General features: G+C 67.5%; 18 protein-coding genes and 1 tRNA gene. 5 read left to right on the forward strand and 14 right to left on the reverse strand.

Translation table 11 applies throughout. The annotated features are described in order from the left end of the window. Positions 1 to 13 precede the first annotated feature (13 nt). Positions 14 to 1834, forward strand: coding sequence for a DNA helicase RecQ (gene recQ, locus FA90_RS16780; RefSeq protein ID WP_036176108.1), 1821 nt, complete (start codon positions 14 to 16; stop codon positions 1832 to 1834). 101 nt (positions 1835 to 1935) lie between these two features. Here recQ and trmB read toward each other — a convergent pair whose 3' ends face one another. After that, entirely contained in the window at positions 1936 to 2616 is a 681-nt protein-coding gene (trmB, locus tag FA90_RS16785) for a tRNA (guanosine(46)-N7)-methyltransferase TrmB (RefSeq protein ID WP_036170557.1), read from the reverse strand. Positions 2617 to 2837: 221 nt separating this feature from the next. Here trmB and FA90_RS25825 point away from each other — a divergent pair, with 221 nt between their 5' ends. Together FA90_RS25825 and FA90_RS16790 are read left to right on the forward strand one after the other, a co-directional pair. Further along, entirely contained in the window at positions 2838 to 3053 is a 216-nt protein-coding gene (locus tag FA90_RS25825; protein ID WP_081933902.1) for a PEP-CTERM sorting domain-containing protein, read from the forward strand. 103 nt (positions 3054 to 3156) lie between these two features. Next, complete coding sequence (locus FA90_RS16790) at positions 3157 to 4305, forward strand: succinylglutamate desuccinylase/aspartoacylase family protein (protein ID WP_036170558.1); 1149 nt, start codon at positions 3157 to 3159, stop codon at positions 4303 to 4305. 126 nt (positions 4306 to 4431) lie between these two features. Here FA90_RS16790 and FA90_RS16795 read toward each other — a convergent pair whose 3' ends face one another. From FA90_RS16795 to FA90_RS16810, 4 genes are all read right to left on the reverse strand, one after another. Next, a complete protein-coding gene (locus FA90_RS16795; RefSeq protein WP_036170559.1) occupies positions 4432 to 7143 on the reverse strand; it encodes an EAL domain-containing protein in 2712 nt (903 codons plus the stop codon). A 39-nt stretch (positions 7144 to 7182) separates the two neighbouring features. Then, entirely contained in the window at positions 7183 to 7581 is a 399-nt protein-coding gene (locus FA90_RS16800) for a response regulator (protein ID WP_036170560.1), read from the reverse strand. 124 nt (positions 7582 to 7705) lie between these two features. Next, positions 7706 to 9754, reverse strand: coding sequence for an ATP-binding protein (locus tag FA90_RS16805; RefSeq protein WP_051971876.1), 2049 nt, complete (start codon positions 9752 to 9754; stop codon positions 7706 to 7708). A gap of 118 nt (positions 9755 to 9872) precedes the next feature. Then, positions 9873 to 9946 (reverse strand) — tRNA-Gly (locus FA90_RS16810). 143 nt (positions 9947 to 10089) lie between these two features. Here FA90_RS16810 and epsC point away from each other — a divergent pair. Then, entirely contained in the window at positions 10090 to 11013 is a 924-nt protein-coding gene (epsC, locus tag FA90_RS16815) for a serine O-acetyltransferase EpsC (protein ID WP_036170561.1), read from the forward strand. Positions 11014 to 11019: 6 nt separating this feature from the next. Here epsC and FA90_RS16820 read toward each other — a convergent pair whose 3' ends face one another. The 3 genes from FA90_RS16820 to FA90_RS16830 form a co-directional block, all read right to left on the reverse strand. Beyond that, entirely contained in the window at positions 11020 to 12093 is a 1074-nt protein-coding gene (locus tag FA90_RS16820) for a TraB/GumN family protein (RefSeq protein ID WP_036170562.1), read from the reverse strand. 110 nt (positions 12094 to 12203) lie between these two features. After that, on the reverse strand, positions 12204 to 13736 hold the full coding sequence (locus FA90_RS16825; protein WP_036170564.1) for a UdgX family uracil-DNA binding protein: 1533 nt from the start codon (positions 13734 to 13736) through the stop codon (positions 12204 to 12206). Beyond that, on the reverse strand, positions 13733 to 14962 hold the full coding sequence (locus FA90_RS16830; protein ID WP_036170566.1) for a putative DNA modification/repair radical SAM protein: 1230 nt from the start codon (positions 14960 to 14962) through the stop codon (positions 13733 to 13735). The genes FA90_RS16825 and FA90_RS16830 overlap by 4 nt, the downstream gene beginning before the upstream one ends. Positions 14963 to 15191: 229 nt before the next feature. On the opposite strand from FA90_RS16830, the gene FA90_RS16835 reads away from it, so the two are divergent. Continuing rightward, on the forward strand, positions 15192 to 16001 hold the full coding sequence (locus tag FA90_RS16835) for an alpha/beta fold hydrolase (protein ID WP_036170568.1): 810 nt from the start codon (positions 15192 to 15194) through the stop codon (positions 15999 to 16001). A gap of 103 nt (positions 16002 to 16104) precedes the next feature. Here the strand turns inward: FA90_RS16835 and FA90_RS16840 are convergent, their stop codons facing one another. From FA90_RS16840 to FA90_RS16865, 6 genes are all read right to left on the reverse strand, one after another. Further along, the gene (locus FA90_RS16840) at positions 16105 to 17742 is read right to left on the reverse strand and encodes a tetratricopeptide repeat protein (protein ID WP_036170570.1); all 1638 of its coding nucleotides are present in this window, start codon (positions 17740 to 17742) and stop codon (positions 16105 to 16107) included. 19 nt (positions 17743 to 17761) lie between these two features. After that, positions 17762 to 19987, reverse strand: coding sequence for an EAL domain-containing protein (locus FA90_RS16845; protein ID WP_051972204.1), 2226 nt, complete (start codon positions 19985 to 19987; stop codon positions 17762 to 17764). A gap of 7 nt (positions 19988 to 19994) precedes the next feature. Further along, on the reverse strand, positions 19995 to 22124 hold the full coding sequence (locus FA90_RS16850) for an HDOD domain-containing protein (protein ID WP_036176116.1): 2130 nt from the start codon (positions 22122 to 22124) through the stop codon (positions 19995 to 19997). A 324-nt stretch (positions 22125 to 22448) separates the two neighbouring features. Further along, positions 22449 to 23723, reverse strand: coding sequence for a multidrug effflux MFS transporter (locus tag FA90_RS16855; protein WP_081933903.1), 1275 nt, complete (start codon positions 23721 to 23723; stop codon positions 22449 to 22451). 3 nt (positions 23724 to 23726) lie between these two features. Continuing rightward, positions 23727 to 24950 carry a class I SAM-dependent RNA methyltransferase gene (locus tag FA90_RS16860; RefSeq protein ID WP_373994615.1) on the reverse strand — a complete coding sequence of 408 codons (1224 nt, stop codon included), beginning with the start codon at positions 24948 to 24950 and terminating at the stop codon, positions 23727 to 23729. Between the two features lie 221 nt (positions 24951 to 25171). After that, positions 25172 to 25777 carry a 2-hydroxychromene-2-carboxylate isomerase gene (locus tag FA90_RS16865; protein ID WP_036170572.1) on the reverse strand — a complete coding sequence of 202 codons (606 nt, stop codon included), beginning with the start codon at positions 25775 to 25777 and terminating at the stop codon, positions 25172 to 25174. Positions 25778 to 25779 lie beyond the last annotated feature (2 nt).

The following is a 25779-nucleotide window of genomic DNA, read 5'->3' on the forward strand; positions in this document are numbered from 1 at the left end:
AAGCGGCAACATCATGACGAGCGAGCTCCAGGACCGTGCCCTGCACGTGCTGCAGACGGTATTCGGCTACCCCGCCTTCCGCGGGCAGCAGGCCGAGATCGTCGAGCAGGTCGCCAGCGGCGGCGACGCGCTGGTGCTGATGCCGACCGGCGGCGGCAAGTCGCTGTGCTACCAGATCCCGGCGCTGCTGCGCGACGGCGTCGGCGTGGTGGTGTCGCCGCTGATCGCGCTGATGCAGGACCAGGTCGACGCGCTGGCCGAGGTCGGCGTGCGCGCCGCCTTCCTGAACTCCACGCAAAGCTTCGACGAAACCCTGCGCATCGAGCGCCTGGTGCGCACCGGCGAGATCGACCTGGTCTACGTCGCGCCGGAGCGCCTGATGACGCCGCGCTGCCTGGAACTGTTCGAGGCCGCCAACATCGCGCTGTTCGCGATCGACGAGGCGCACTGCGTCTCGCAATGGGGCCACGACTTCCGCCCCGAATACATCCGCCTGTCGATCCTGCACGAGCGCTTCCCGCACGTGCCGCGCATCGCGCTGACCGCTACCGCCGACCAGCTGACGCGCGCCGAGATCGCCCAGCGCCTGCAGCTGGAAGACGCGCGCCAGTTCGTCTCGTCGTTCGACCGCCCGAACATCCGTTATTCGATCGTCGAGAAGACCACCGGCCGCAAGCAGCTGATCGATTTCATCGGCACCGAACACGCGGGCGATTCCGGCATCGTGTACTGCCTGTCGCGCAAAAAGGTCGAGGAGACCGCGGCCTTCCTGAACGAGCACGGCATCCGCGCCCTGGCCTACCACGCCGGCATGGACCACGAGCTGCGCGCCTCCAACCAGTCGCGCTTCCTGCGCGAAGACAACATCGTGATGGTCGCGACCATCGCCTTCGGCATGGGCATCGACAAGCCGGACGTGCGCTTCGTGTGCCACCTCGACCTGCCGAAGTCGCTTGAAGGCTACTACCAGGAAACCGGCCGCGCCGGCCGCGACGGCCTGCCCTCGAACGCCTGGATGGCCTACGGGCTGCAGGACGTGGTGCTGCAGCGCCGGATGATCGACGAATCGGAAGCCGACGAGAATTTCAAGCGCGTGCTGTCGTCCAAGCTCGACGCCATGCTCGGCCTGTGCGAAACGCTGTCGTGCCGCCGGATGCGCCTGCTCGAATACTTCGGCGAGCGCTCCGGCCCCTGCGGCAACTGCGATACCTGCCTGATCCCGCCGGTCTCGTTCGACGCCACCGTGCCGGTGCAAAAGCTGCTGTCGGCCATCTATCGCTGCGACCAGCGCTTCGCGGCCGGCCACATCATCGACGTGCTGCGCGGGGTGGAATCGGAGCGCATCACCCAGTGGCACCACGACAAATTGTCGGTGTACGGCGTGGGGTCCGAGCGCAGCGAGCAGGAATGGCGCGCCATCGTGCGCCAGGTGATCGCGCTCGGCCTGGTCACGGTCGACCACGACGCCTACAGCTCACTCAAGCTGACGGAAGCGGCGCGCGCCGTGCTCAAGGGCGAGCAGAAGGTCTCGCTGCGCCAGTACCAGAAGCCGGTCAAGCCGAAGCGCACCTCGACCCCGCGCGGCAGCTACGAACAGCTGGAACTGTCCAAGTCCGAGCAGGCGATTTTCGAAAAGCTGCGCTGGTGGCGCGTCGAGACCGCGCGCACCCACGGCGTGCCCGCGTACGTGGTGTTCCAGGATGCGACCTTGCGCGAGATCGCCAAGAACAAGCCGACTTCGCTCGACCAATTGCGCGGCGTGTCGGGCGTGGGCGAGAAAAAGCTGGCTTCCTACGGCGACGAGATCGTCGGCCTGATCAGCGAAATGCTGTAACTCGCTCGCGTAACAGGCGGGCGAACGTTCTGCCCGCTGCTAGCTTCCCGCTGCCGCCTTTCACAACCACCTGCATGCATGCGCGTCGATGCGCGCGTGGCTTACTTTTTCTTGAAAACCAGGTCCCAGACACCGTGGCCGAGCTTCAGGCCGCGGTTCTCGAACTTGGTCAGCGGGCGGTACGACGGCTTCTCCGCATAGGCTTCAGCCGTGTTCTGCAGGGCCGGCTCGGCGCCGAGCACGTCCAGCATCTGGACCGCGTAGTCTTCCCAGTCGGTCGCGCAGTGGATATAGCCGCCCGGCTGCAGCTTCTGGCACAGCAGCTGCACGAACGCCGGCTGGATCAGGCGGCGCTTGTTGTGGCGCGCCTTGTGCCACGGGTCGGGGAAGAAGATGTGCACGCCGGCCAGGGTGCCGTCGGCGATCATGTTGTTCAGCACTTCCACGGCATCGTGCTGGATCAGGCGCAGGTTCGCGATGCCCTGCTCGCCGATCTGCTTGAGCAGGCTGCCCACGCCCGGCGTGTGCACCTCGACGCCGACGAAGTCGACATCCGGCATGGCTTCGGCGATGTGGGCGGTGGTGTCGCCCATGCCGAAGCCGATCTCCAGCACCAGCGGGGCCTGGCGCCCGAACGGCGCGTGGAAGTCGAACGGCTCTTTGCGGTACTCGACCAGGAACCGCGGCCCGAACTCTTCCAGCGCACGCGCCTGCCCGGTCGACAGGCGGCCGGCCCGCGTGACGAAACTGCGGATACGGTGCTCGGTCGGGTCGTAGAGCATCGGCCGGCCCTGGCTATTGGTAGGCGTATCGGAAGACATGATCGATCTGGAGGAAGAGAAAAGGGTCGACATTATAGCCTAGCTTGGCTGTCGAAAATTCTTACATCGCCAGCCTGGCGCGCCAACAGATGCCTGTTCCATAAAGTAATTTCCTTAAGGCATGAAAATTGCTCATGTAAAAGGTTGCGTTAAGTAATTTGCAAAGTCCTAAGGAGTGAACGATGTTGAATATCCGTAGATGGGTGCCGGCAGCAGTCCTCGCCGCATGCGCGCTGCCCGCCTGTGCAGACCCGGTCCAGGCGGCCGCCCGGATCGGGCACGAGCAAGTGTATGTCGCCATGATCGATACGGCCGGCGACGACATGCCGGAGCCGGCCTCGCTGGCGCTGATCGGCCTGGGCGTACTGGGCCTGATCGCCTTCCGCCGCAAGTTCTGAAGCGGCCGCATGCGGCCGATCCTGAACCCGGTTACGCCGAGCTGAGCGTGCGCAGCCGCGGTTCTCGGACATAATGGACGCTTCGCAGACTGGAGAATCGTCCATGCAACGCCAGAATCACCCGATCGCGACCGAAGACAACGTCGCCAGCTTCCAGCTCACCTCGTTCCACTTCGGGACGCCGGTCGACGGCAGCGCCGGCGACGCCGCTACAAAGGCCAAGAAGGTCTACCTGCAGGCCTCGCTGCACGCCGACGAGGTGCCGGCGATGCTGGTCGCGCACGCGCTCAAGCGCGAACTGGAAAAGCTGGACGCCGCGGGCCGCGTCAAGGGCGAAATCATCCTGGTCCCCGCCGCCAATCCGATCGGGCTGTCCCAGGTCATCCACGGCGCCCCCTTCGGCCGCTTCGACCTGGCCAGCGGCGTCAACTTCAACCGCAACTACAAGCACGTCGCCGAGTCGCTCAAGACCTCGCTGGCCGGCGAGCTCGGGCCCGACGCCCACGCCAACGCGGCCCTCGTGCGCGCGCACGCGCGGCGCGCGGTGGCCGAGTGGCAGCCGAAGTCGGCGACGCAGGAACTCAAGAAGCGGCTGCTGTCGATGGCCATCGACGCCGACATCATGCTCGACCTGCACTGCGATAACGAAGCGGTGCTGCACCTGTACACCGGCACCCCGCTGGCCGAACGCGTGCAGCCGCTGGCCGACCTGCTCGGCGCGCATGCGGTGCTGCTGGCCACCGAGTCCGGCGGCGAACCCTTCGACGAGGCCTGCAGCCGCGTGTGGTGGGAGCTGGCCGAGCACTTCGGCGACGCCACGCCGATCCCGCTCGGCTGCGTCGGCGTGACGGTCGAGCTGCGCGGCGAGAACGACGTGCGCTACGACCTGGCCGACCGCGACGCGCGCGCGATCCTGCAATACCTTGCGCGCGAAGGCGTGCTGGCGCTCGACGGCCTCGACCCGCTGCCCGCGCCGCTGTGCGCACCGACCCCGCTGGCGGGCGTGGAATCGCTGGAGGCGCCGCATTCGGGCGTGCTGGTGTTCCTCAAGACGCTGGGCGAGCAGGTCGCCGCCGGCGACGCCGTGGCCGACATCGTCAACCCGGTCAGCGGCCGGACCACGACGCTGCATGCCGGCCGCGCCGGTGTCCTGTTCGCCAGCACGGCGCACCGCCACCTGCTGCGCGGAATGCATGTGTGTAAGATCGCGGGCAGCGAGGCCCACCGCAGCGGCAGCCTGCTGTCCGCCTGATACGTCATCAAGGAGGCTGCTACAACCGTAGCGAGCTGCAGCAGTGTTGGTTGAGAAGCGCAGCTGTACAAGCGTACAGCGAGCATCGCAGACCGACAATGCCACGCGCAGTAGGTCGTGGAAGCCTCACGCCGCCAGTGGCTGGTCCAGCAGGTAGCGCTTGACCAGCAGCGGCGCCATCGCCTCCGCCGGCATCGGCCGCGCGATCAGGTAGCCCTGCACCTCGTTGCAGCCGAGCGCGCGCAGCAGCGCCAGCTGTTCGTGGTTCTCGACACCCTCGGCCACCACCTCCATCCCGAGCGCGTGCGCCATCGACACGATCGCCTGGAAGAACACGGTGCCCTCCTTCGAGCGTCCCAGCTCGGCGGTGAACGAGCGGTCGACCTTCAGCACGTCCATCTTCATGCGCTGCAGCTGCGACAGCGACGAGTAGCCGGTGCCGAAATCGTCGACGTGCAGCTTGACCCCGAGCGCGCGGATCGCCGCCAGCTCGGCCAGGATCGCGTCCTGGTCGCCCATCATCGCCGATTCGGTGATCTCGACTTCGAGCAGGCCGGCGTCGACGCCATGACGGCGCAACCCGTCGGCCAGCTCGTGCTGCACGCCGCCGCGTGAAAACTGCTTGGGCGAGACGTTGATCGAGACCGGGACCAGCGGCAGGCCTTGCGCGCGCCAGGCGGCCAGCTGGGCGCAGGCCTGGTCGATCACGATCGCCCCGACCTGCACGATCAGGCCGCTCGACTCGGCCAGCGGGATGAATTCGTCGGGGCGGATCATGCCGAGCTGCGGATGCTCCCAGCGGATCAGCGCCTCCATGCTGAGCAGCGCACCCGTGCGGGTGTCGACGCGCGGCTGATAATGCAGGCGGAACTGGCGCTGCTCGATGGCGACCAGCAGGCGCTGGCGCAGCTGGGCGCGCGTCCTGAGCGTCGACGACTGGGCCGGATCGAAGAATCGGTACTGGCCCTTGCCCTCGTTCTTGCCGGCATACATGGCGATGTCGCCGTGGCGGATCAGGGTCGCCGCATCGAGGCCGTCGCGCGGATACACGCTGATGCCGACCGAGGCGCCGATGCGGTGCTGCTCGCCGCCGATGCCGAACGGCTTGCCGAAGGCGTCGATGATGCGCGCGGCGACGTTGGCCGCCTGCTGGTCGCTGTCGAAGGGCGAGAGCAGCACGATGAATTCGTCGCCGCCGAAGCGCGCCACGCGGTCGCCCGGGCGCAGCTGCGACATCAGGCGCTCGGCGGCGGCGCGCAGCAGGCGGTCGCCGATCGCATGGCCGTGCGAGTCGTTGACCTGCTTGAATTCGTCGAGGTCGACGAACAGCAGCGCCGCGCCCTGGCCCAGGCCCTGTGCTTGCGCCAGCGCCTGCGGCACGAAGTTGAGGAACCAGTGGCGGTTCGGCAGGCCGGTCAGGCTGTCTTCGTTGGCCAGGCGCGCCAGCTCGGCTTCGTGCGCCTTGCGTTCGCTGATGTCCTGCAGCGTCACGGCCAGCACGCCGCCGACGCGCACGATGCGCCGGTGGCCCCAGCGGATGTTCAGGCGGTTATCCTCGGGCATGCGCCGGTCTTCCTGGTGAAAGCCGACCGCCATGGCCTGGCGGTAGTTGTCGATCAGCGCCATGCCGTCGACGCCGCCGATCTGCGAGACCAGCGTGCCGACCAGCGCCTCGCGCGTCAGGCCATAGAAAAAGGCGCCGCGCTCGTTGCAGTCGACGATGCGGAAGTCGACCACCTCGCCCTTGCGGTCGCGCAGCGGGGCGACCATGTAGAAGCCGTCGTTGGCGCTCTCGGTGGCGGTGCGGTAGGCGCGCTGCACGGTGTCGCGCTCGCGCGCGCGCCGCGCCGCGCGCAGGGACAGCATGCTGGCCGCGCCGGCCAGCGCCAGCAGGCCGAGCGTGGCCAGCACCATGCGGTTGCGGGCGTCGATCCAGTAGGCGTCGGCGCCGGCCAGCGCGGCGGTCTGCGACAGCGCCACCAGCGCCACCACCGGATACACGCTCGAGCGGCGCCAGCCGAGCACGCGCGCACGCCCGTCGGCGAAACCGCCGCCATGCGCACCCGCACCGGCATCGCCCTGGACCAGCTGCACCCCGCGCGGCACCGGCCAGCGCTCGGCATTGGCCGGCAGCAGCGAGCCGGCCGTGCCCAGGCGCACGGCGCCGCCGGCATCCTGCTCGACGCGCAGCGGGTGCTCGGTGCCGACCAGCGCCAGCAGGCTGTCCGCGCCCAGCGTCGCGGCGCTCACAAAAGAGGTGAAATAGCCGGCGTCGACCGCCATCACCAGCACGCCGTCGAATTCGTCGTCGCGCGTGTCGAGACGGCGCGTGAACAGGATCGCGCCGCGCGCGCCAAGCTCGGGCGGCGCCGCGCCGATGCGCAACGCGGTCGAGATGTTGTCGCGGTGTTCGATGAAGAAGCGCGTGCCGGCCAGGTTGGGCGCGCCGCCGTGCGGCCGGCTGGACGAGCGCACCGCGCCGTCGCGGCCGATCACGCTGACGTTCAGGATCGCGCTGTCGGTGAACATGCCGTCGCGCCGCATGTCCTCGATCAGCGTGCGCTGGTCGGCGCGCTGATACTCATGCTCCCAGCTGTGCTTGAGCTGCATGGTGATCTGGTCGACCTGCGCCACCGAGCGCGTGACGTACTGCTCGTAGGCTTCGGCGTAGGCGTCGGCTTCCTTGACGGCCAGTTCGGCGGCGCGGCGGTGTTCGGCGTTCGAGCGCAGCACGGCGCCGCTCCACAGGACGGCGCAGGCGAGCAGGGCCAGCGCGGGCCACAGCAGCGCCAGGAATCGATGGGTGCGCGGAGCGGTATGGGCGCTGAGCTTGTTCATGCGGCAAGTGTAAGCAACCCGCATGACACCCCGATGACACTAGGCCGGCGCGCCCCCTGCCAGCACGTCCATCAGCGCCATGACGTCGGCCGGCTTGACGAAGTGGTGATGGAAACCCGCGGCGCGCGACGCCTGGCGGTCCTGTTCCTGGCCGTAGCCGGTCAGGGCGACGAACAGCGCACCGTTCGTGGCCGGCAGCGCATGCAGCTGGCGCGCCAGTTCATGGCCGTCCATGCCGGGCAGGCCGATGTCGAGGATGAAGGTGTCGAAGCGCCGTTCGCGCACGCACGCGAGCGCCTGGAGCGGGTCGTACTCGACCGCGACGTCGTGGCCGAGCGCTTGCAGCAGCAGGGCCACGGTTTCGGCGGCATCGACGTTGTCGTCGACCACGAGGATGTGCCGTGCGGCCGGTTCGCAGGTTGGAGTGAGCTCATTCATTGCGCTGGGAAAACAGGAAGTGTTTCCTGAATGTTAGATCAAGCGCGGCAATCGTTACAAAAATTTTTCTTCAAAGAATGCGTATTCGTGCAAAACGTATCGCGAAAGCCTCACTGAGGCGGCCTCAGCGCGCCGCCTTGGCGCGCGCCAGCACCTCGCTCACCTCACCCAGGTCGGCGGGCTTGACCAGGTAGTGGTCGAAACCGGCCTGCTGCGCTTCCTCGCGGTCCTGGCGCTGGCCGTAGCCGGTCAACGCGACCAGCGTCGCGTGCGCGTTTTCCGGCTGGGCGCGCAGGCGCCGCGCCAGCTCGTAGCCGTCCATGTCGGGCAAGCCGATGTCTAGCAGCAGCACGTCCGGCCGCTCGCGCCGCGCCCGCTCGAGCGCACCCTGGCCGTCGTACTCGACGCTGAGCGCATGGCCCTGCACCTCGAGCAGCGCGGCCAGCATCTGGGCGGCGTCGACGTTGTCGTCCACGACCATCACGCGCAGGTGGCCGGCATCCTGGGCGGCGGCGCGCCGTCCGCCGGGGCTGTTATCAGGCGCGGGCGCCGCCACGCGCGGCAGGCACAGCGAAAACTCGCTGCCCTGCCCCAGCCCGGCGCTCCCGGCGTGCACGCTGCCGCTGTGCAGGGCGATCAGGCTTTTCACCAGCGCCAGGCCGATCCCCAGCCCGCCCTGGGAGCGGTCCGGGGTGCGCTCGGCCTGGGTGAACAGGTCGAAGATGTAGGGGAGCACCTCTGGCGCGATGCCGACCCCGTTGTCGCGCACGGTGATGAACACGCGCGTTTCGTCGACCGTGACTGCCAGCAGGATGCTGCCGCCCGGCGCGGTGTACTTGGCGGCGTTGTTGAGGATGTTCGAGATCACCTGGATCAGGCGCGTACGGTCGCCGATCACGTGGGCCGGCTGGCCGGACAGCTGCAGCGTCAGCGCATGACGGCGCGCGTCGACCAGCGGGCGCACCTGCTCGACCGCGGCGGAGACGATCACGTTCAGGTCGAGTTCTTCCTTTTCCAGCGCCACCAGCCCGCGCGTGACGCGCGAGACATCCAGCAGGTCGTTGACCAGGTCGGTCATGTGCGACGCCTGGCGCACGATGATCTCGCTGGCGTTGGCCACGCTCTTGGCATCCTGGCGGCCCAGGCGCAGGAGCTGGGCTGCGGTCATGATCGGCGCCAGCGGGTTGCGCAGCTCGTGCGCCAGCATCGCCAGGAACTGGTCCTTCTGGCGGTTGGCGGCGCGCAGCTCGTCCTCGATCTGCTTGCGCGCGGTGACGTCGCTGCCCTCGACGAAGATGCCGGAGACGGCGCCGCCCGCGTCGCGGATCGGCTGGTAGACGAAGTCGATGAAGCGTTCCTCGAGCGGGCCGCCGGACTCGCGCTGCAGGCGCAGCGGCAGCGCATGGCCGACGAACGGCTCGCCGCTTTGGTAGACGCGGTCGAGCAGTTCGAAAAAGCCCTGGCCGGTCACCTCCGGCAGCGCGTCGCGCGCACGCTTGCCGACCAGCTGGCGGCCGCCGATCAGCTGCAGGTAGGACTGGTTGGTCAGCTCGAACACGTGGTCGGGCCCGCGCAGCACCGCCATGATGCCCGGCGCCTGCTCGAACAGGGCGCGGAAGCGCTCGAGCTCCTCGTTGCGGTAGCGCTCGGCCAGCACCTGTTCGGTGACCTCGACGCAGGCGCAGTAGACACCGGCGATGGCGCCGGTTTCGTCGCGCACCGGCGAATACGAGAACGTGAACCAGGTCGACTCGTCGTAGCCGTGGCGGTTCATCAGGAGGTGCAGGCGGTCGGCGTAGGTGGCTTCGCCGCGCAGCGCGCGCTCGGCCAGCGGGCTGAGGTCATGCCAGATCTCGGCCCAGACGTCGCAAAAGCGCGCGCCCAGGGCATGCGGATGCTTGTCGCCGAGGACGTCGCGGTAGGAATCGTTGTACAGGAAGCCGAGCGCCGGGCCCCAGGCCACGAACATCGGGAATTTCGAGTTGAGCATCAGCTCGACCACGGTACGCAGCGCCTGCGGCCAGGCGCGCGGATGGCCCAGCGGCGAGGTCGACCAGTCGTGCGCACGCATCAGGGCGCCCATCTCGCCGCCGCCGCTCATGAACATCAGCGCGGTGTCGGACTGGTCGATCGGATCGACGGACTGCGTGGGCCGGTACGGGTCTTGTTGCATGCTCGCCAAGAGAAAAGAGTCGTGCCAAGTTTGCCATAATTACCTGGGCAGACGCGCACGGGCGGAGCGGGCGGGATCGAGTATGCTGAGGGGAACAGTCGCGCGGACACGCGAAGCATGGAGCGGGTGAAGGGAATCGAACCCTCGTCTTAAGCTTGGGAAGCTCCTGCTCTACCATTGAGCTACACCCGCGTTGCCTGCATTCTACGCGGATTCCGGCGGGTTTGACAAACAAGCACGGCGCGTATGCAGCATGGCTGTGCTGGCGCAAACCGGCCTGTCTGGCGTACGCCGTACGCGGACTGTATAGTGGTGTTTCACTTTGAAAGCGACCGATGGCAGACTTCGACATCCCCTCCATCGTGCAATCCCTGCACGACGCGCGCCAGCAATGGCGTCATGCGCACCGGCCCGCCGGCGAAGCGCGCGGCTTCGAGTTCCCCTCGCGCGAGGCGGTGGCCGCCGTCATCGAGCAGCTCAAGGGCGTGCTGTTCCCGCTGCGCCTGGGTCCGCCCGGCCTGCGTCCGGAAAGCGAAAACTTCCATGTCGCCCATGCGCTCGATTCGGCGCTGCATTCGCTGCTGTGCCAGGTGCAGATCGAGCTCGGCTACAGCGCGTCGCTGCGCCAGCTGAGCGGCACCGACATCGGCGGCCAGGCCCTGGCCGCCACGCGCGCCTTTGCCGCCGCCCTGCCCGACATCCGCGTGCTGCTCGACAGCGACGTGCTGGCCGCCTTCCAGGGCGACCCGGCCGCGCGCAGCGTCGACGAAGTGCTGCTGTGCTATCCGGGCATCCTGGCCATGATCCACCACCGGCTGGCGCACTGCCTGTACGGCCTCGGGCTGCCGCTGCTGGCGCGCATTACGGCCGAACTGGCGCACGCGCAAACCGGCATCGACATCCACCCGGGCGCCCGGATCGGCGCCGGCTTCTTCATCGACCACGGCACCGGCGTGGTGATTGGTGAAACCGCCGTGATCGGCCAGCGCGTGCGCCTGTACCAGGCCGTCACGCTGGGCGCCAAGCGCTTCCCGACGCATGCCGACGGCACGCTGCAGAAAGGCTTGCCGCGCCACCCGATCCTCGAGGACGACGTCGTCATCTACGCCGGCGCCACCCTGCTCGGACGGATCACGGTCGGCAAGGGCGCGGTCATCGGCGGCAACGTCTGGCTGACGCACGACGTCCCTGCGGGCGCGCGCGTGGCCCAGGCGGCGTCGCGCGAGGATGCGGCCAGCGTGCAGAACGACGCGGCCTGACGCCGCTTACTTCGGGCTCTCGACCGTATAGCCCTTGGCCTGCAGGTCGGCCAGGTAGCCTTTGGGGTCGATGATGTCGCGTATCTGCAGGATCGCGAAGGTCGACGCATTGTCGGCCAGCGATTTCTCGGCCGTCTTGAGCCAGGCTTCGCGCAGGCGCTCGGGCGTCTGCCGGAAGTCGGCGTTGTTCTTGATGACGGCACTGTTCAGGATGGCGTTGTCGCACGCATCCTCGCGTTCGCGGTAGTTGACCTTACGGATCTCGGCAATGTTGCCGTTGGCCCAGGCGTTGGCGCGCGCGCGCATCGTGTCGATGTCGGCATCCAGACTGTCGAGCGTCTTGGTGAAGCAGGCAACGTCGTCGACCTGCGCTGCCTTGAAATCCTTGATCAGCTTGCGCGGATCCTCGAGGTCCATTTCATAGCCGCTCCGGCTCAACTTGACCTTGTTCTTCTTGGCGATCTCCTCGATCTTGCCAAGCACGATGCCGCCACCGACCAGGCCGTTTTTCTTCCAGCCTGCACGCATCAACGCCTCGCTCGCGAACATGGGCCGCTCGCGTTCGATGCCGCCGTCCTCGCCGATGTACTTGGCTTTGAGCGTACTCCAGCGAGCGTACACGTCAGCCGGCAGCACGTCGTGCAGCGTGGCGCCATCCGGATTCTTCTTGATGCCGATGAGGTTCGGCAACAGGGTCAGGCCGCGAAAGAAGCCGACGTGAGCGTTGGCGGACGGCGGCATCAGCACTTCCTGCGAATGCGCGACCAGGCGTTCGATGCGCGACGAATCCCACTCCATCTTTTGCGGCAGCGGCGAATACGTGCCGAACACATACAGCACGTGATCGCCCTTCGTGACTTTCCACACACCGGGGCCGGGCCGGCGGCCTTCGACCACGACCGTGACGGGCGGCGCCTCCTCGGCGGCGGCCGCCGGGGCAGTCACGGCGGCGTCAGGCGCAGCCTGTCCAGGCGGCGCCACGGCAGGCGCAGCGGGCGCGCTCGCCGGCGCCGCGCTCTGCGCCAGCGCCGGCAATGCCAGGAAACTCAGGGTCAACGCGCATACGGTGTGTCGGTCCATCGGCCATCCCTCGGTTGTTATTGTCTGTCGGTACAGCTTAACCCAGCAGAAAACAACGGCGGAAGCCGGCAACACATTGTTACTCTGACATGCATACGCACGCGTGGTTGTTAGAGCAGGCCCGGCTCGGACGATTCTTCGGGTGGACGGTCGAGCAGCTCGCGCGCCAGCTTCAAGCCCTGCACCATGATCGAGAAAGCTTCGTGCTTGGCGTCTTCGCCCGGCACGCGCAGCACGTACGAGGGGTGGTAAGTGGTGACGACCCACCGGCCATCGTGGCGCATCGGCTTGCCGAGCGAGTCCCTGAGGGTGACGGTGGCCGTGCCCAGTACAGACTTGAGCGCGGTCGCGCCCAGCGCCACGATGACGGTCGGCTTGACGCTGGCCAGCTCCTTCTCGTACCAATAGTGGCAGGCCTCGATCTCGCGCTGCCCCGGCGTCTTGTGCAGGCGGCGCTTGCCGCGCGGCTCCCACTTGAAATGCTTGACGGCGTTGGTCACGTAGACCGTGCTGCGATCCAGCCCCGCCGCCTCGCAGACCTGGTCGAGGAGTTGACCGGCCGGTCCGACGAAGGGGTGGCCGGCCAGGTCTTCCTGGTCGCCCGGCTGCTCGCCGACCAGCATGATCTGCGCGTGCTTCGGGCCTTCGCCGGGCACGGCCTGGGTGGCGAACTGGTACAGCTCGCAGCGCCGGCATTCGTCCAGCTTGGAGGGGTGCTGGTGGCGCTCCGGCTGGGCGTCCTCGGGCGCGATCGGGATCGTCGTGCCCTTGCGCTGGCCGACCGCCTCGTACTGGCCGACCTTGCGCGCGCCGCGCGAGGCTTCGCCGATCATGTGCGGGACGATCTTCGCTTCCGGCAGGTGCTTCCAGCGATCGGACGTGATGTGCTGGTGCATGATGCCGGCGTTCAGGCGCGCCGGGTTGAAGATGCTGCGGTAATAGGTCAGCCACAGCGCCTCGCCGTCGTCTTCCAGCTCCTGGGCATTGTGCGCCAGCGGCCCGGTCTCGTGCAGCGTCTGGCCGTCCCACAGCACGCTGGCCTCGGGCGTGGCGATCATCCAGCTGACCTTGCCCATGCGCCTGGCGAAATGTTCGGCGACCTGCGGCAGCACGTCGTGGCGCGGCTCGTACCAGGCGACGAAGCGCGGCGCGCCGGCCTCGATGGGACGTTCGCGGAATCGGATGTAGGCATGCATGTCGTGCTCCTCGCGACGCACCGCCTTGACCATGCCGTTCAGGCGCGCGCCGTCTTCGTCGGCCGGCGATTGCACGTCGTGCTCGCCCTGGGTCCAGCGCCAGATCACGCGGTACAGGAAGGCCCAGCGGTCGGGCACGCGGCAGCAGGCGGCCGATTGCAGCATCTCCATGAACGAACGCGGGATGTGCGGCGCGGGCCTGGTCGGCGCGTCTTGCGCCGAGGCCGGCGGTGTGGGCACATTATGCGAGGGCGCGGCAGGCGGCGGCGCACTCGAGAACAGGTCGCCGGCCAGCAGGTCATCGCGCTGCGGCGCCCCCCAGGTGACCTGCTCGGGCGCGACGCCGTGCATCAGCAGGTCGCGCGCGGCGTCGCGCCACTGCGCGAAGTTCTCGACCGGCAGCGCCTGGCCCTGAAGTACCCGTTGCGCTGCCGACCCGCCGCTCATGCCGCCTGCAGTTCCGGCCACAGGTTCATCTGCTGCGGCGCGTCGGCCATGTTGCGGCGCAGGTGTTCGGACGAGGCCATGCCTTGCGCCGGCTTGTAGTCGGCGGTGACGACGAAGGGCGCCAGCTTTTTCAGGCTGCAGCGCAGGCGCGACAGATCTTCCCAGCGGATGCGGCGCAGCCGGCGCAGGTCGATCAGGCGCTTGGCCGAGCGCAGGCCGATGCCCGGCACGCGCGCGATCATGGCTTCGTCCGCGCGGTTCAGGTCGAGCGGGAAGTGCGCGCGGTTGGCCAGCGCCCAGGCCAGCTTGGGGTCGATGTCGAGCGCCAGGTTGCCCGCTTCCGGCATGATTTCGCCGGCGGTGAAGCCGTAGCCGCGCATCAGGAAGTCGGCCTGGTACAGGCGGTGCTCGCGCAGCAGCGGCGGCGGCGCCGAGGGCACGCTCGACGGACTCTGCGGGATCGGGCTGAACGCCGAGTAATACACGCGCTTGAGCTTGTAGCTGCCGTACAGCGTCTGGGACGTACTCAGGATGGTGTGGTCGTCGCTGGCGTCGGCGCCAACGATCATCTGCGTGCTCTGGCCGGCCGGCGCAAACACCGGCGCCTTCGGGTGATCGTCCTTTTCGTCGAGCTTGGTGCGGATCGAACCCATCGCCAGCTTGATCGTGTGCACGTTCTTTTCCGGCGCCAGGCGCGTCACGCTGTCCTGGGTCGGCAGCTCGATGTTCACGGACAGGCGGTCGGCGTATTTGCCGGCCAGCTCGATCAGGCGCGGATCGGCGTCGGGAATCGTCTTGAGGTGGATGTAGCCGCGGAACTGGTGCTCCTCGCGCAGGCGGCGCGCGACCTCGACCAGCTGCTCCATCGTGTAGTCGCTCGACTGGATGATGCCCGAGCTCAGGAACAGGCCGTCGATGTAGTTGCGCAGGTAAAAATCCTGGGTCAGCTTGACCACCTCGTCGACCGAAAAACGCGCGCGCGGCACGTTCGAGCTACGCCGGTTGACGCAGTACTGGCAGTCGTACACGCAGAAATTGGTGAGCAGGATCTTGAGCAGCGAGACGCAGCGGCCGTCCGGCGTGTAGCTGTGGCAGATGCCCATGCCGGTGGTCGCGCCCAGGCCGTCCTTGTCGACCGAGTCGCGCTTGGGCGCACCGCTGCTGGCACAGGAGGCGTCGTACTTGGCGGCATCGGCCAGGATCTCGAGCTTGTCTTTGAGTTCCATCGAACAGTCAGCAACCGCATACTGTATAAAACAACAGTATATCGCAGCCGCCTCGCCGTCGACCGTGCGCGTACGCACAGCGCCGGGTCAAAGGGCGGACAGGCCGAACATTCGCCACAAAAATGCGGTTAACATGTATGCTACGGGCAACAAAACCTTGAAAGGATCGGGCGTTACGGCGATCATTGCATCTGCTGTAACATTGGCAGCGAATCCTGCCGGAGAGTTGATGTCCATTCAAATCCGCAACAACGTCCACATTGCCGGCGCCGGCGCCGGTCCCGCCACCGTGATCTTCACGCATGGCTTCGGTTGCGACCAGACCATGTGGCATTCGCTTGCACAGGTTTTCGCATCACGTTACCGGATCATCACCTACGACCTGGTCGGCAGCGGCGAATCCGACCGCCTCGCCTACGACCGCAGCAAATACGCCAGCCTGCACGGCTATGCCCAGGACCTGATCGAGATCGCCGACGTCTACGCGGACGGCCCGGTGGTGCTGGTCGGGCATTCGGTCGGCGCCATGATCGGCCTGCTGGCGACGATCGACGCGCCCGGCAGATTCGCGGCCCAGGTCATGGTCGGCCCCTCGCCGTCCTTCATCAACGACGGCGACTACACCGGCGGCTTCACGCGCGACGAGCTCGACGAGCTGCTGTCGCTGATGGACTCGAACTTCGTCGACTGGGCCAATTACCTGGCGCCGGCCATCATGGGCGCGCCCGACCGCCCCGAGCTGGGCCGCGAACTGGCGCGCAGCTTCCGCAACAACGACCCGGCCATCGCGCGCCAGTTCGCTCGCGCGACCTTCTATGCCGACCACCGCGCCGACCTGCCCAAGTCGACCGTGCCGGCACTGATCCTGCAATCGAGCGACGACTTGATCGCACCGCGCGCAGTCGGCGATTACATGCTGCGCCACCTGCCCAACGCCACCCTGGAAATCGTCGACAACGTCGGCCACTGCCCGCACGTCAGCGCCCCCAGCACCATCGGCCAGGCGATCGGCGGCTTCACCAACCGGATGCTGGCCTAGCCGGCAAAGGTGGTGGCAAGCAGGCGGTGGATGCCGCGCAGCGCCACGTACGGGCCGGTGACGAGCACGCCGGCCATCGTCGGCCGCAGCTCCCCCAACTCGATCATGCCGCTCCCACATGGCGGTGCGCCTGCGCCAGCAGCGCCGGCTCCATGCGCGCGGCGACGCGCTGGATGTAGCTGTTGGCCGCCGCCAGCCCGGCCGCGCCGGCGCGGTGCAGCCACGCATAGGCTTCGACCAGGTCGCGCACCACACCCTGGCCCGAGGCGTACATCACCCCGATGTTGAACTGGGCGCGCGCATGGCCCTGGCGCGCTGCGCACAGGTACCAGAAATGGGCGGCTTCGTAGTCGCGCCCGATGCCGTGGCCGCTGTCGTAGCGCAGCCCGAGCGCGAACTGGGCCAGCGCATGGCCCTGGTCGGAGGCGCGCCGATACCAGTCGTAGGCCTGGCGCGGGTCGACCGTGCCGCTGTCGTCGCGGTCGAGCAGCTGGCCCAGCGCGTACTGGGCCGGCGCGTAATCCTGGTCGGCGGCCTGGCGGTACCAGTAGCGCGCCTGCACCAGGTCCTGCTTGACGCCGGCCCGACCTGTCTGCCCGCCCGTCTGGCCGCTCATCTGCCCGTTCTCGTAGCGCAGCGCCAGGTCGAACTGGGCGCGCAGGTGGCCCTGCTCGGCGGCCTTGCGGTACCAGTCGAGCGCGGCCGCCGGATCCTGCGCCACGCCGTGGCCGCTGTCCAGCAGCTGGGCCAGGTGGTATTGCGCGCCCGCGAACCCCTGCTTGGCGGCTTGGCCGTACCAGTGCGCGGCCGCCGCGTAATCCTGCTCGACGCCCTGGCCGTGCTCGTAACGCAGCCCGAGGTTGTCCTGGGCGCCGGCGTGGCCCTGCTCAGCCGCCTTGCGGAACCACTGCAGCGCCAGGCCGGGATTGTGCGCGACGCCATGGCCGGCATCGTAGATCAGGCCCAGGTTGAACTGCGAGCTCGCGTGCCCCTGCTCGCCCGCGCGCGCGTACCACAGGATCGCCTTTTCGCTGTCCTGCGGCAGGCCCTGCCCCTTGTCGTAGCGCAGGCCGAGGTTGAACTGGGCCGGCGCGTAACCCTGCTCGGCGGCCTTGCGGAACCACTGCAGCGCCTGCTGCACGTCGCGCTCGCCCCCTTGCCCACCCGGTTTCCCGCTCAGTTGGCCGCTATCGTAACGCAGCGCCAGGTTGAACTGCGAACGCGCGTAATTCTGCTCGGCGGCCTTGCGGTACCACTCGACCGCCTTACCGATGTCCTGGGCCACGCCCTTGCCGCCCTCGTAGATCATCGCCAGATTGTGCTGGGCGCCGGGGTCGCCCTGCTCGGCCGCCAGGCTGAACCAGTGCATCGCCTGCTGCACGTCGGTGGGCACGCCCTGGCCTTTCGCGTACAGCCAGCCGAGGTTGTACTGGGCCTGGGCGTAGCCCTGCTGCGCGGCCAGGGTGTACCAGTGGCGCGCCTGCCCGAGGTCCTGGGCCACGCCCTGGCCCTTCTGATACATCACGCCGAGGTTGTACTGCGCCTGCGCCAGGCCGCTGCTGGCCGCCATGCGGTACCAGGCCACCGCCAGCTCGTCATTGCGCGGCACGCCCTGGCCGTTGACGTACATGAAGCCCAGGCTGTGCTGGGCGCTGGCCACGCCGCGCTCGGCGAGTCCCTTCACGCGCAGGAATTCCGCCGTGTGGCGTGCGTTCACGTCGCTGGGGCTGGAGTCGGGCATGGCGCGCGCGAGGAAGTCGTCAGGCCTGGAAGGCGATCACGTTGTGGTCGCCCGACTGCACGCCGTGCTCCTGCAGCACGTCCATGAAGCGCGGCAGCGGCATCGGGCGGTAGTAGAGGTAGCCCTGCATCGTGAGACAACCGTTTGCGCGCAGATAACGCGCCTGGATCTCGGTTTCGACGCCTTCGGCGATCAGGTTCAGGCCCAGCCCGCGCGCAATCGAGATAATCGCCAGCACCACCGGATAGTGGTCATGCTCGTCGTGGATCTCCTTGACGAAGGACTGGTCGATCTTGATCGTGTGGACCGGGAAGCGGTGCAGGTAGGCCAGCGACGAGTAGCCGGTGCCGAAGTCGTCGATCGCCACCGACACGCCGAGCTGCCCCAGCTTATTGAGCTGCTCGATTGCGTACTGCGGATTGCGGATGCAGATGTTCTCGGTGATCTCGACCTCGATCTGGCCGGGGGCGATCCCGTAGCGCAGCAGCGCGCCGCGCATCTTCTCGAAAAAGTCGCCGCGGTCCAGGTATTGCGGCGACAGGTTGAGCGACAGGCGCACCTGGCTGCCGCACAGGCCCTTCCATTGCAGCATGTCGCGGCACAGCGCGCCGATCATCCAGTCCGAGATCGGCAGCATCAGGCCATTCTCTTCGGCGAACGGCAGGAACTCGCCCGGCGAGACGACGCCGCGGGCCGGGTGGTTCCAGCGCATCAGCGCCTCGGCGCCGACGATCTTGCCGCTGGCGGCGTCGACCTGCGGCTGGTAGTACATCTCCAGCTCGTCGTTCTCCAGCGCGCGCCGCAGCGCCTGGCCGAGCGCGATCTTCTGGTGCGACACTTCCTGCATCGACGGGTCGTAGAAGGCGTGGCCGTTCTTGCCCTGGCCCTTGACCTGGTACATGGCGATGTCGGCGTGGCGCAGCAGCTCGTCGATCGACTCGCCGTGGCCCGGATAGATAGCGATACCAATCGAGGCCGAAATATGCACTTCGTGGCCGTCCAGGTCGAACGGGCGATGCAGCGATTCGAGGAAATTGTCGGCGATCGCGCGTGCATCGTCGCGTTCGCGCAGCTCGGGCAGCACGATGGTGAACTCGTCGCCGCCCTGGCGCGCCAGCGTGTCGCCCTTGCGCAGGCACTCCTTCAGGCGGCCCGCGACCTGCTGCAGCAGCTCGTCGCCCTTGACGTGGCCGAGGGTGTCGTTGACCAGCTTGAAGCGGTCCAGGTCGATGAACATCACCGCCAGTTCGGTCTGCTTGCGCTTGGCCTGGATGACGGCCAGGCCGAGCCGGTCCTTGAACAGGATGCGGTTGGGCAGGTCGGTCAGGATGTCGTGGTAGGCCTGGTACGAGATCACCTCTTCCGCGCGCTTGCGGTCGGTGATGTCGCGCGCCACGCCGTAGGTGCCGAAGAACTCCAGCTTCCTGACCTCCTGGTCGGGCACGTGCATGCCGATCGCGTTCAGCGAGATCGTCATCAGGGTCGTGTTGAAGGTGCGGTCGTGCGCGTTCCCGGCATGGCACTTCAGGCGCAGCTCGACGTTGCGCGAGGCGCGCTCGTCGACGCGGCGCTCGTTGAACACGTAGCGTGCACGCTCCAGGTCTTCCTCGTGCACCAGGATCGAGTAATGCTGGCCGATCAGCTCGTCGCGCTTGTAGCCGAGCAGCTGGTGGGCGCGCTCGTTGATGAAGGTGAAGCGCCCCTCGTGGTTCAGCGTGTAGATGATGTCCGGCGACGAGTCGACCAGGTAGCGGTACATCTTTTCCGAGTTTTCCAGCTGCGCGGCGATGCGCTCGTTGGCCTGCTCCAGGCGGCGCGCCTTGAGGGCGTTGCCGACCGTCTTGAGCAGCTCTTCGCGGCTGTAGGGCTTGCGCAGGTAATCGTAGGCGCCGCGCTTGAGCGCGCCGATCGCGGCGTCGATGCCGACTTCGCCGCTGACCACGATCACGTCGGCGTCGATGCCCTTCTGGTTGATGAAGTCCATCACCTCGTGGCCGCCGATGTCGGGCAGGCCGAGGTCGAGCAGCACCAGGTCGAAGCGCAGCTTGGACAGGTGCGCCAGCGCCTCGGCGCCGTTGGTGGCGGTGATCAGCTGGTAGCCGCGGCCCTGCAGCAGCTCGTACAGCGACAGCAGCAGGCGCGGTTCGTCGTCGACCAGCAACAGGCGCGGCTGGTCGTGGCCGACGCCGAGCGAGGCCGGATCGAAAGGTGTGGGGGTGGGGGCGCTGGGGGGAAACGGAATCATTGTTGCCTTATACGGATCCGAGCGCGCGTGCCGGCAACGCTGCCGGTGCGCCGGCGCCGGCATGCGCCGGCAGCAGGATTTCAAAACTGGTGCCGGTGCTGGCGCTGCGGCAGGCGATGTGCCCGCCCAGCTTTTTCACCAGGCTGTGCACGATCGACAGGCCGAGGCCGTGGTGCGGGCCTTCCTTGGTGCTCTGCACGGCCGAGAACAGGTTGGCCAGCACCTCGCGCGACAAGCCCGGGCCGGTGTCGGAGACCACCAGTTCCAGGTACAGCCGGCGCTCGCGGTTGACGTGGCCGCGGTTGGCGATCTCGATCCGGCCGCCGTTCGCGGCCAGGGCCTCGATCGCGTTCTTGACGAGGTTCACCAGGATCTGCTTGAGGATGTCGGGGTCGCCCTCGATGCGGTTGGCGCCGTCCGGCATGCTGACCACGATCTCGACGTTGGCCGGGACGAAGTTCGTGGTGCGGAACAGGCGCAGCACGTCGTCCACCACGCGCGCCACGTCGGCGGTCAACCCGGCGCCGTCGAACCCCGCCGGGTTGACCGCCGGGGCCTCGGCCAGGCCGCCGATCAGCTGGCTGACGCGGTCGATCTCTTCGTTCAGGATCGACAGCTCGCCGCTGACCGGCTCGCGCCGCTCCAGCTTGCTGTCCAGGACCGACAGGTAGTTCTTGATGATCGAGAGCGGGTTGTTCACCTCGTGCACCACGCGCCGCGACGCTTCGCGGTACTCCTCGGCCATGTGGGCCAGCTGGCGGCGCGCGTGGCCGCGTTCGGCCATCGCGTTTTCGAGCGCGCTCGCGGCCTGGTTGCCGAACGATTGCAGGAAGCGCTCGCGCTTCTGGCAGGCCGGCACCTGCCAGCTGGCGATCACGCCGACCAGCACGCCCAGGCAGCGCGCGCCCGCGACCATCGGCACGCACACCAGCGACTCGGCGCCGAGGATGCGCAGCAGCTGCTCTTCGGGCAGGCCGAGCGGGCGGCCATCGCGGCGCACGAACGCCAGGCGCCGCTCCAGCGCGGCCTTGGCCAGCGCGCCGCCCTTGGCCAGCGGGACCGTGAATTGCGCGATGCGCTGCTGTTGCTGCAGATGCGCGGTCGGCGCGCCGACCAGGGCCTGGCCGGTCGGGTTCTCGAGCAGCACGACCGCATTCTCGAAGTCGAACAGGATGCGCGCCGAACGCGTCATCGATTCGAGCAGGCCGACTTCGCCGCCCTGCCCCTGCTGGCGTGCGAACACCTGGCCGACTTCCGACACCAGCACCAGGTTGCGCATTTCTTCCTTGAGGCGCTCCTGCACCGGATCGCTCGGCGGCGCCGGCGCGAAGGCCTGCGGCGCGGGGATGTCGTCGGCGCCGTCCAGGTCGATGCCGAGATGGATCGCGGCCTGGTCGACCTGGCGCGCCGCCAGCGCGAGCAGCGCGTCCGGCTCGTCCGGCCCCAGGCCGCACAGCGCGCGCGCCTCGTCGACCTGGGCATCGTCGTCGGCGTGGGTCGACAGCACGTGCGCCAGGCGCACCACGCGGATCAGCGGGTGCGCATCTTCCAGGCGCGCGCTCGGCTCGTGATGGTACAGCACCGCGTCGGCCAGGAAGGAATCGAGCTGCCAGCGCTCGATCAGCCAGGCGCCGGCTTCGGCGTGGGTGATCTGCAGCGTGCGCTGCTCGACCGCGCACAGGTCTTCGTCGTCGTGCGCGTGGAAGTTGAAACCGTATTCCTTGGGCGCGGCCGCCAGCAGGGCCAGGCGGCCGACGTTGTACAGCAGGCCGGCCAGGTAGGCTTCCTCGGGCTGCGCGTACTCGATGCGGCGCGCCAGCTCGCGCGCGATCACGGCGGTGGTCAGGGAATTCTTCCAGAAGGCGCGCAGGTCGGTGGCGCCGGAATTCGGGAAGCTGTTGAAGGTCTGGAACACCGAGTCGCTGATCACCAGCGTCTTGATCATGTCGGTGCCGAGCGACGCCATCGATTGCTCGAGACTGACCTGGCGTCCGCTGCGGTGGTACGCCGAGCTGTTGGCGACAGCCAGGATCTTGCCCGTCATGCCGGCATCCTTCGATACCAGGGTCGCCAGTTCGCCCATGCCCAGGTCGTCCGCCTGCAGGTGCGCGAGCAGCTTGATGAGGATCTGCGGCATGGCCGGCAGCCGTGCGATCAGCAAACGGTTGCGGATATCCTGGTCTGTTTCTAAGGTCTCAAGCACGGCCGCCACTAGGTATTGGATGATGGCCGCCCTCCCCTTGCGCGGACTGCCATGGATTGTTTTCTTTTGGTCGAAGAAACAAAGGAATAATCACATCGTTCTTCCGGCCATGAAAAAGTTATCTTAGCATATAGACATTTCTAGCCAGGAACAACATTTTCAGCCAAAAGTGAGGCGTTTTGGAGTCACATTACAGCGTCGGTAATGTTGATCTAGCGCATATTATATGTGCAAAAGCATGACATTGTATGACAGCCCTCATGCCATTGCCCGCCTGCGCTTGTATTGGCGCGAGATCAGCCAGCAGGTCAGCGAGGCCAGCGCGAAGGCCGCCTGGCCGAGCGCCATCGCCAGCACCGAGTGCGTCAGCGCGGGCGCGATGATACCGGCCACCAGGGCGCCCATCAGCGTGGTAAGGAAGGTCTGGCACGACGCCACCGTGCCGCGGATGTGCGGGAACAGGTCGAGCGCCAGCAGCGTCGCGCAGGGGTTGATGATCGAGCTGCCGAAGTTATAGAAGAACATCGGCAGCACGGTCCACGGCAGCGCCGGCGGGAACAGCGAGTGGTAGGTGACCGTGAACGTCACCGCGGCCAGCATGAAGGCGTAGCCGATGCCGATCTGGCGCGAGAAGGTCATCTTGCCGGCCAGGCGGTTGGCCGCCAGCGCGCCCAGGAAAATGCCGCTCACGGCGGGCACGAACAGCCAGGCGAACTGCGACGGTCCCAGGTGCAGGTGCACCGGCAGCAGCACCGGTGCGCCGGCGATGAACAGGAACATGCCGCCGAAGTTGAACGCAACCACGCCCGACTTCATCTGGAACAGCACCGAGCTGAAGATGTCCCAGTAGTTGCGCGCGAGGTAGCGCGGATTGAAGGGCTGGCGCCGCTCGACCGGCATGGTCTCGGGCAGGTGCTGCCAGCAGATCCACCACAGCACCAGCGTGAAGCCGAGCAGTCCCAGGAAGATGGCGCGCCAGTCGAACGCGGTGACCACCAGCCCGCCCAGCACCGGCGCCACCGCCGGCGCGATTGAGAAGATCATCGTCACCATCGACAGCAGGCGCGCCGCCGGCGCATCCGAGTACAGGTCGCGGATGATGGCCCGCCCGACCACCACGCCCGCTCCCGCCGACACGCCCTGCATGATGCGGAAGATCCACAGGTAGTGCACCGAATGCGCCGACGCGCACCCCAGCGTGCCGACCGCGAACACGATCAGCCCGACCAGCACCACGTTGCGGCGCCCGAAGGAATCCGACAGCGCCCCGTGCCACAGCGACATGATGGCGAAGGCCAGCATGTACACGGTCAGCGTCTGCTGGACCTCGATCGGGCCGGCATGCAGGCTGGCCTGGATGTTCGGGAAGGCCGGCAGATAGGCGTCGACCGAGAACGGGCCGAGCATCGACATCGCGGCCAGCAAGGACGCCAGCCCGCCGGCCGACAGCATCTTGACCTTGTGCGGCGTGGGCAGCGGGACCGGCGTGACCGGGTCTTTCGGGAGGTTGTCGGGTTCGGGTTCGGGCAGCATGGTTCAGGGTTGTTGGGGTCGGGCGGCGTCGGGTTTGGCGGCTTCCCTGCGGTTGAAGCCGGCCACCATGTCGAAGCGGAACAGGCGGCATTCGAGCGCGCCGTTGAAGAACGGGGTCTTGCGCGACTCCTTCAGGCGCAGCAGCTTGGGCAGGCCGAGGTCGGCGGTGAACAGGAACACGGTCCAGCCGGCGAAGCGCTGCTTCAAGGTGCCGCTGAACTGTTGATAAAAGCCGGCCGCCATCTCGTCCTGCGGGATGGTCGAGTCGCCGCGCACGCCGATGCGCTCGCCGTACGGCGGGTTGGTCAGCATGATGCCGGGCGTCGCGCTGGGCGGCTGCACCTGCTGGGCTTCGATCTGCTTGAGCGGCACCTCGAACAGGACGCCGGCCGTGCGCAGGTTGTTGCGCGCCATCGCCACCATGTCGCCCGAGATGTCCGAGCCGAAGAGGGTCGGCTCGCTCGGCAGCGTATTGGGCTTGATCGCCGCTTTCAGCTCGTCCCAGGCGCGGCGCTCGAAGTTACGGAATTTCTCGAACGCGAAGCGGCGCCGTGCGCCGGGTGGGATGCCCTGCACCATCTGCGCGGCCTCGACCAGGATGGTGCCGGAGCCGCACATCGGGTCGAACAGCGGCATGCCCGGCTTCCAGCCCGACACGCGCAGCAGGCCGGCGGCCAGGTTCTCGCGCAACGGCGCGTCGCCGGTTTCCTGGCGCCAGCCGCGCTTGAACAGCGCTTCGCCGGACGTGTCGAGGTAGATCGTGAAGTTGCGCTGGTCGAGGAAGCCGACGATGCGCATGTCCGGCTCGCGCGTGTCGACCGACGGGCGCTTGCCGAACTGGTCGCGGAAGCGGTCGCACACGGCGTCCTTGATCTTGAGCGTGGTGAATTCGAGGCTGGTCAGCGGCGACTTGATCGCGGTGATGTCGACGCGGATCGTGTTGTCCCAGCCGAACCAGTCTTCCCAGGGCTGCTCGAGCACCAGGTCGTAGATGTCGTTTTCGTTGCTGTAGGTGCGGTTGGCGATGCGCAGCAGCACGCGCGAGGCGATGCGCGAGTGCAGGTTGACGCGGTAGGCGTCGACCATCGTACCCGAGCAGTGCACGCCGCCCGGCACCTGGTTGTGCACCTTGAGCGTGGCGCTGGCGGTCGTTTGTGCGATCTCGGCCAGTTCGTCGGCGAGGGCTTGTTCCATGCCGCGCGGGCATGGGCAAAAGTAAGAAGCCATGATCAGGAGTACCCTTTATCCGTTGTGGTGGGGGCCTTCGCAAGCCTACTGCGCGTTGCAGATCCGGCCTGCGATGCTCGCCGTACCGTAAGTACGGCTGCGCTTCTCGGTCAGATCTGCCGCCGCTCGCGACGGTTTTCGAAGGCCCCGTGAATTACAAAATTAAAAACAAAAACAAAAAGCCGGGATCTCGCCCGGCCGTGAATGCATCGCTCACGCGTTCATCGGGCCTGCAGCAGGCGTTCGATGAAATCGAGGCGGTCCTGCCCCCAGAAGGGCTGGCCGTCGATCACGTACCACGGCGCGCCGAACACGCCGCCCTGGATCGCTTCCTGCGTGAAGGCCTGGTAAATATGCTGCGTGTCCGTTGTCGCCGCCGCCACCAGCAGGGCCGCGCCGTCGAAGCCGCAATCCTCGGCCAGGCTGCGCAGGGTGCCCATGTCGGCGATGTCCTGCTCTTCCACCCAGACCGCGCGCATGATGGCGCCGGCCAGCTCGAGCGCCTGGTCGGCGCCGGCCAGCTCGCGCGCCGCCACCAGCAGCAGCGATGCCGCCGTCTGGTCGACCGGCATGAACTTCGGCTGCAGGTTGAGCGGCAGGCCGAGATGATCCGACCAGCGGCGCAACTCCTGCAGACGATAGGCCTGGCGCTGCGGCGCACGCTTGGCCAGCGGCAGCCCACCCGACTGCGCGAACACCTGCCCAAGGTCGAAGGGTTTGGGTTCGATCATCGCGCCGTACTGGACCGCCAGACGCAACAGGCGCTGGTGGCCGAGATAGGCGTACGGCGATTGCGGCGCAAAGAAGTACTGGATGGTTTTGCTCATCG

It is taken from the genome of Massilia sp. 9096, assembly GCF_000745265.1.
Lineage (GTDB): Bacteria > Pseudomonadota > Gammaproteobacteria > Burkholderiales > Burkholderiaceae_D > Telluria.

Bases quoted from the DNA above. Each gene is read 5' to 3' on its own strand.
- recQ (WP_036176108.1), top strand. From the start codon at position 14: ATGACGAGCGAGCTCCAGGACCGTGCCCTGCACGTGCTGCAGACGGTA.
- trmB (WP_036170557.1), bottom strand. From the start codon at position 2,616: ATGCTCTACGACCCGACCGAGCACCGTATCCGCAGTTTCGTCACGCGG.
- FA90_RS25825 (WP_081933902.1), top strand. From the start codon at position 2,838: ATGTTGAATATCCGTAGATGGGTGCCGGCAGCAGTCCTCGCCGCATGC.
- FA90_RS16790 (WP_036170558.1), top strand. From the start codon at position 3,157: ATGCAACGCCAGAATCACCCGATCGCGACCGAAGACAACGTCGCCAGC.
- FA90_RS16795 (WP_036170559.1), bottom strand. From the start codon at position 7,143: ATGAACAAGCTCAGCGCCCATACCGCTCCGCGCACCCATCGATTCCTG.
- FA90_RS16800 (WP_036170560.1), bottom strand. From the start codon at position 7,581: ATGAATGAGCTCACTCCAACCTGCGAACCGGCCGCACGGCACATCCTC.
- FA90_RS16805 (WP_051971876.1), bottom strand. From the start codon at position 9,754: ATGCAACAAGACCCGTACCGGCCCACGCAGTCCGTCGATCCGATCGAC.
- epsC (WP_036170561.1), top strand. From the start codon at position 10,090: ATGGCAGACTTCGACATCCCCTCCATCGTGCAATCCCTGCACGACGCG.
- FA90_RS16820 (WP_036170562.1), bottom strand. From the start codon at position 12,093: ATGGACCGACACACCGTATGCGCGTTGACCCTGAGTTTCCTGGCATTG.
- FA90_RS16825 (WP_036170564.1), bottom strand. From the start codon at position 13,736: ATGAGCGGCGGGTCGGCAGCGCAACGGGTACTTCAGGGCCAGGCGCTG.
- FA90_RS16830 (WP_036170566.1), bottom strand. From the start codon at position 14,962: ATGGAACTCAAAGACAAGCTCGAGATCCTGGCCGATGCCGCCAAGTAC.
- FA90_RS16835 (WP_036170568.1), top strand. From the start codon at position 15,192: ATGTCCATTCAAATCCGCAACAACGTCCACATTGCCGGCGCCGGCGCC.
- FA90_RS16840 (WP_036170570.1), bottom strand. From the start codon at position 17,742: ATGCCCGACTCCAGCCCCAGCGACGTGAACGCACGCCACACGGCGGAA.
- FA90_RS16845 (WP_051972204.1), bottom strand. From the start codon at position 19,987: ATGATTCCGTTTCCCCCCAGCGCCCCCACCCCCACACCTTTCGATCCG.
- FA90_RS16850 (WP_036176116.1), bottom strand. From the start codon at position 22,124: ATGCCGCAGATCCTCATCAAGCTGCTCGCGCACCTGCAGGCGGACGAC.
- FA90_RS16855 (WP_081933903.1), bottom strand. From the start codon at position 23,723: ATGCTGCCCGAACCCGAACCCGACAACCTCCCGAAAGACCCGGTCACG.
- FA90_RS16860 (WP_373994615.1), bottom strand. From the start codon at position 24,950: ATGGCTTCTTACTTTTGCCCATGCCCGCGCGGCATGGAACAAGCCCTC.
- FA90_RS16865 (WP_036170572.1), bottom strand. From the start codon at position 25,777: ATGAGCAAAACCATCCAGTACTTCTTTGCGCCGCAATCGCCGTACGCC.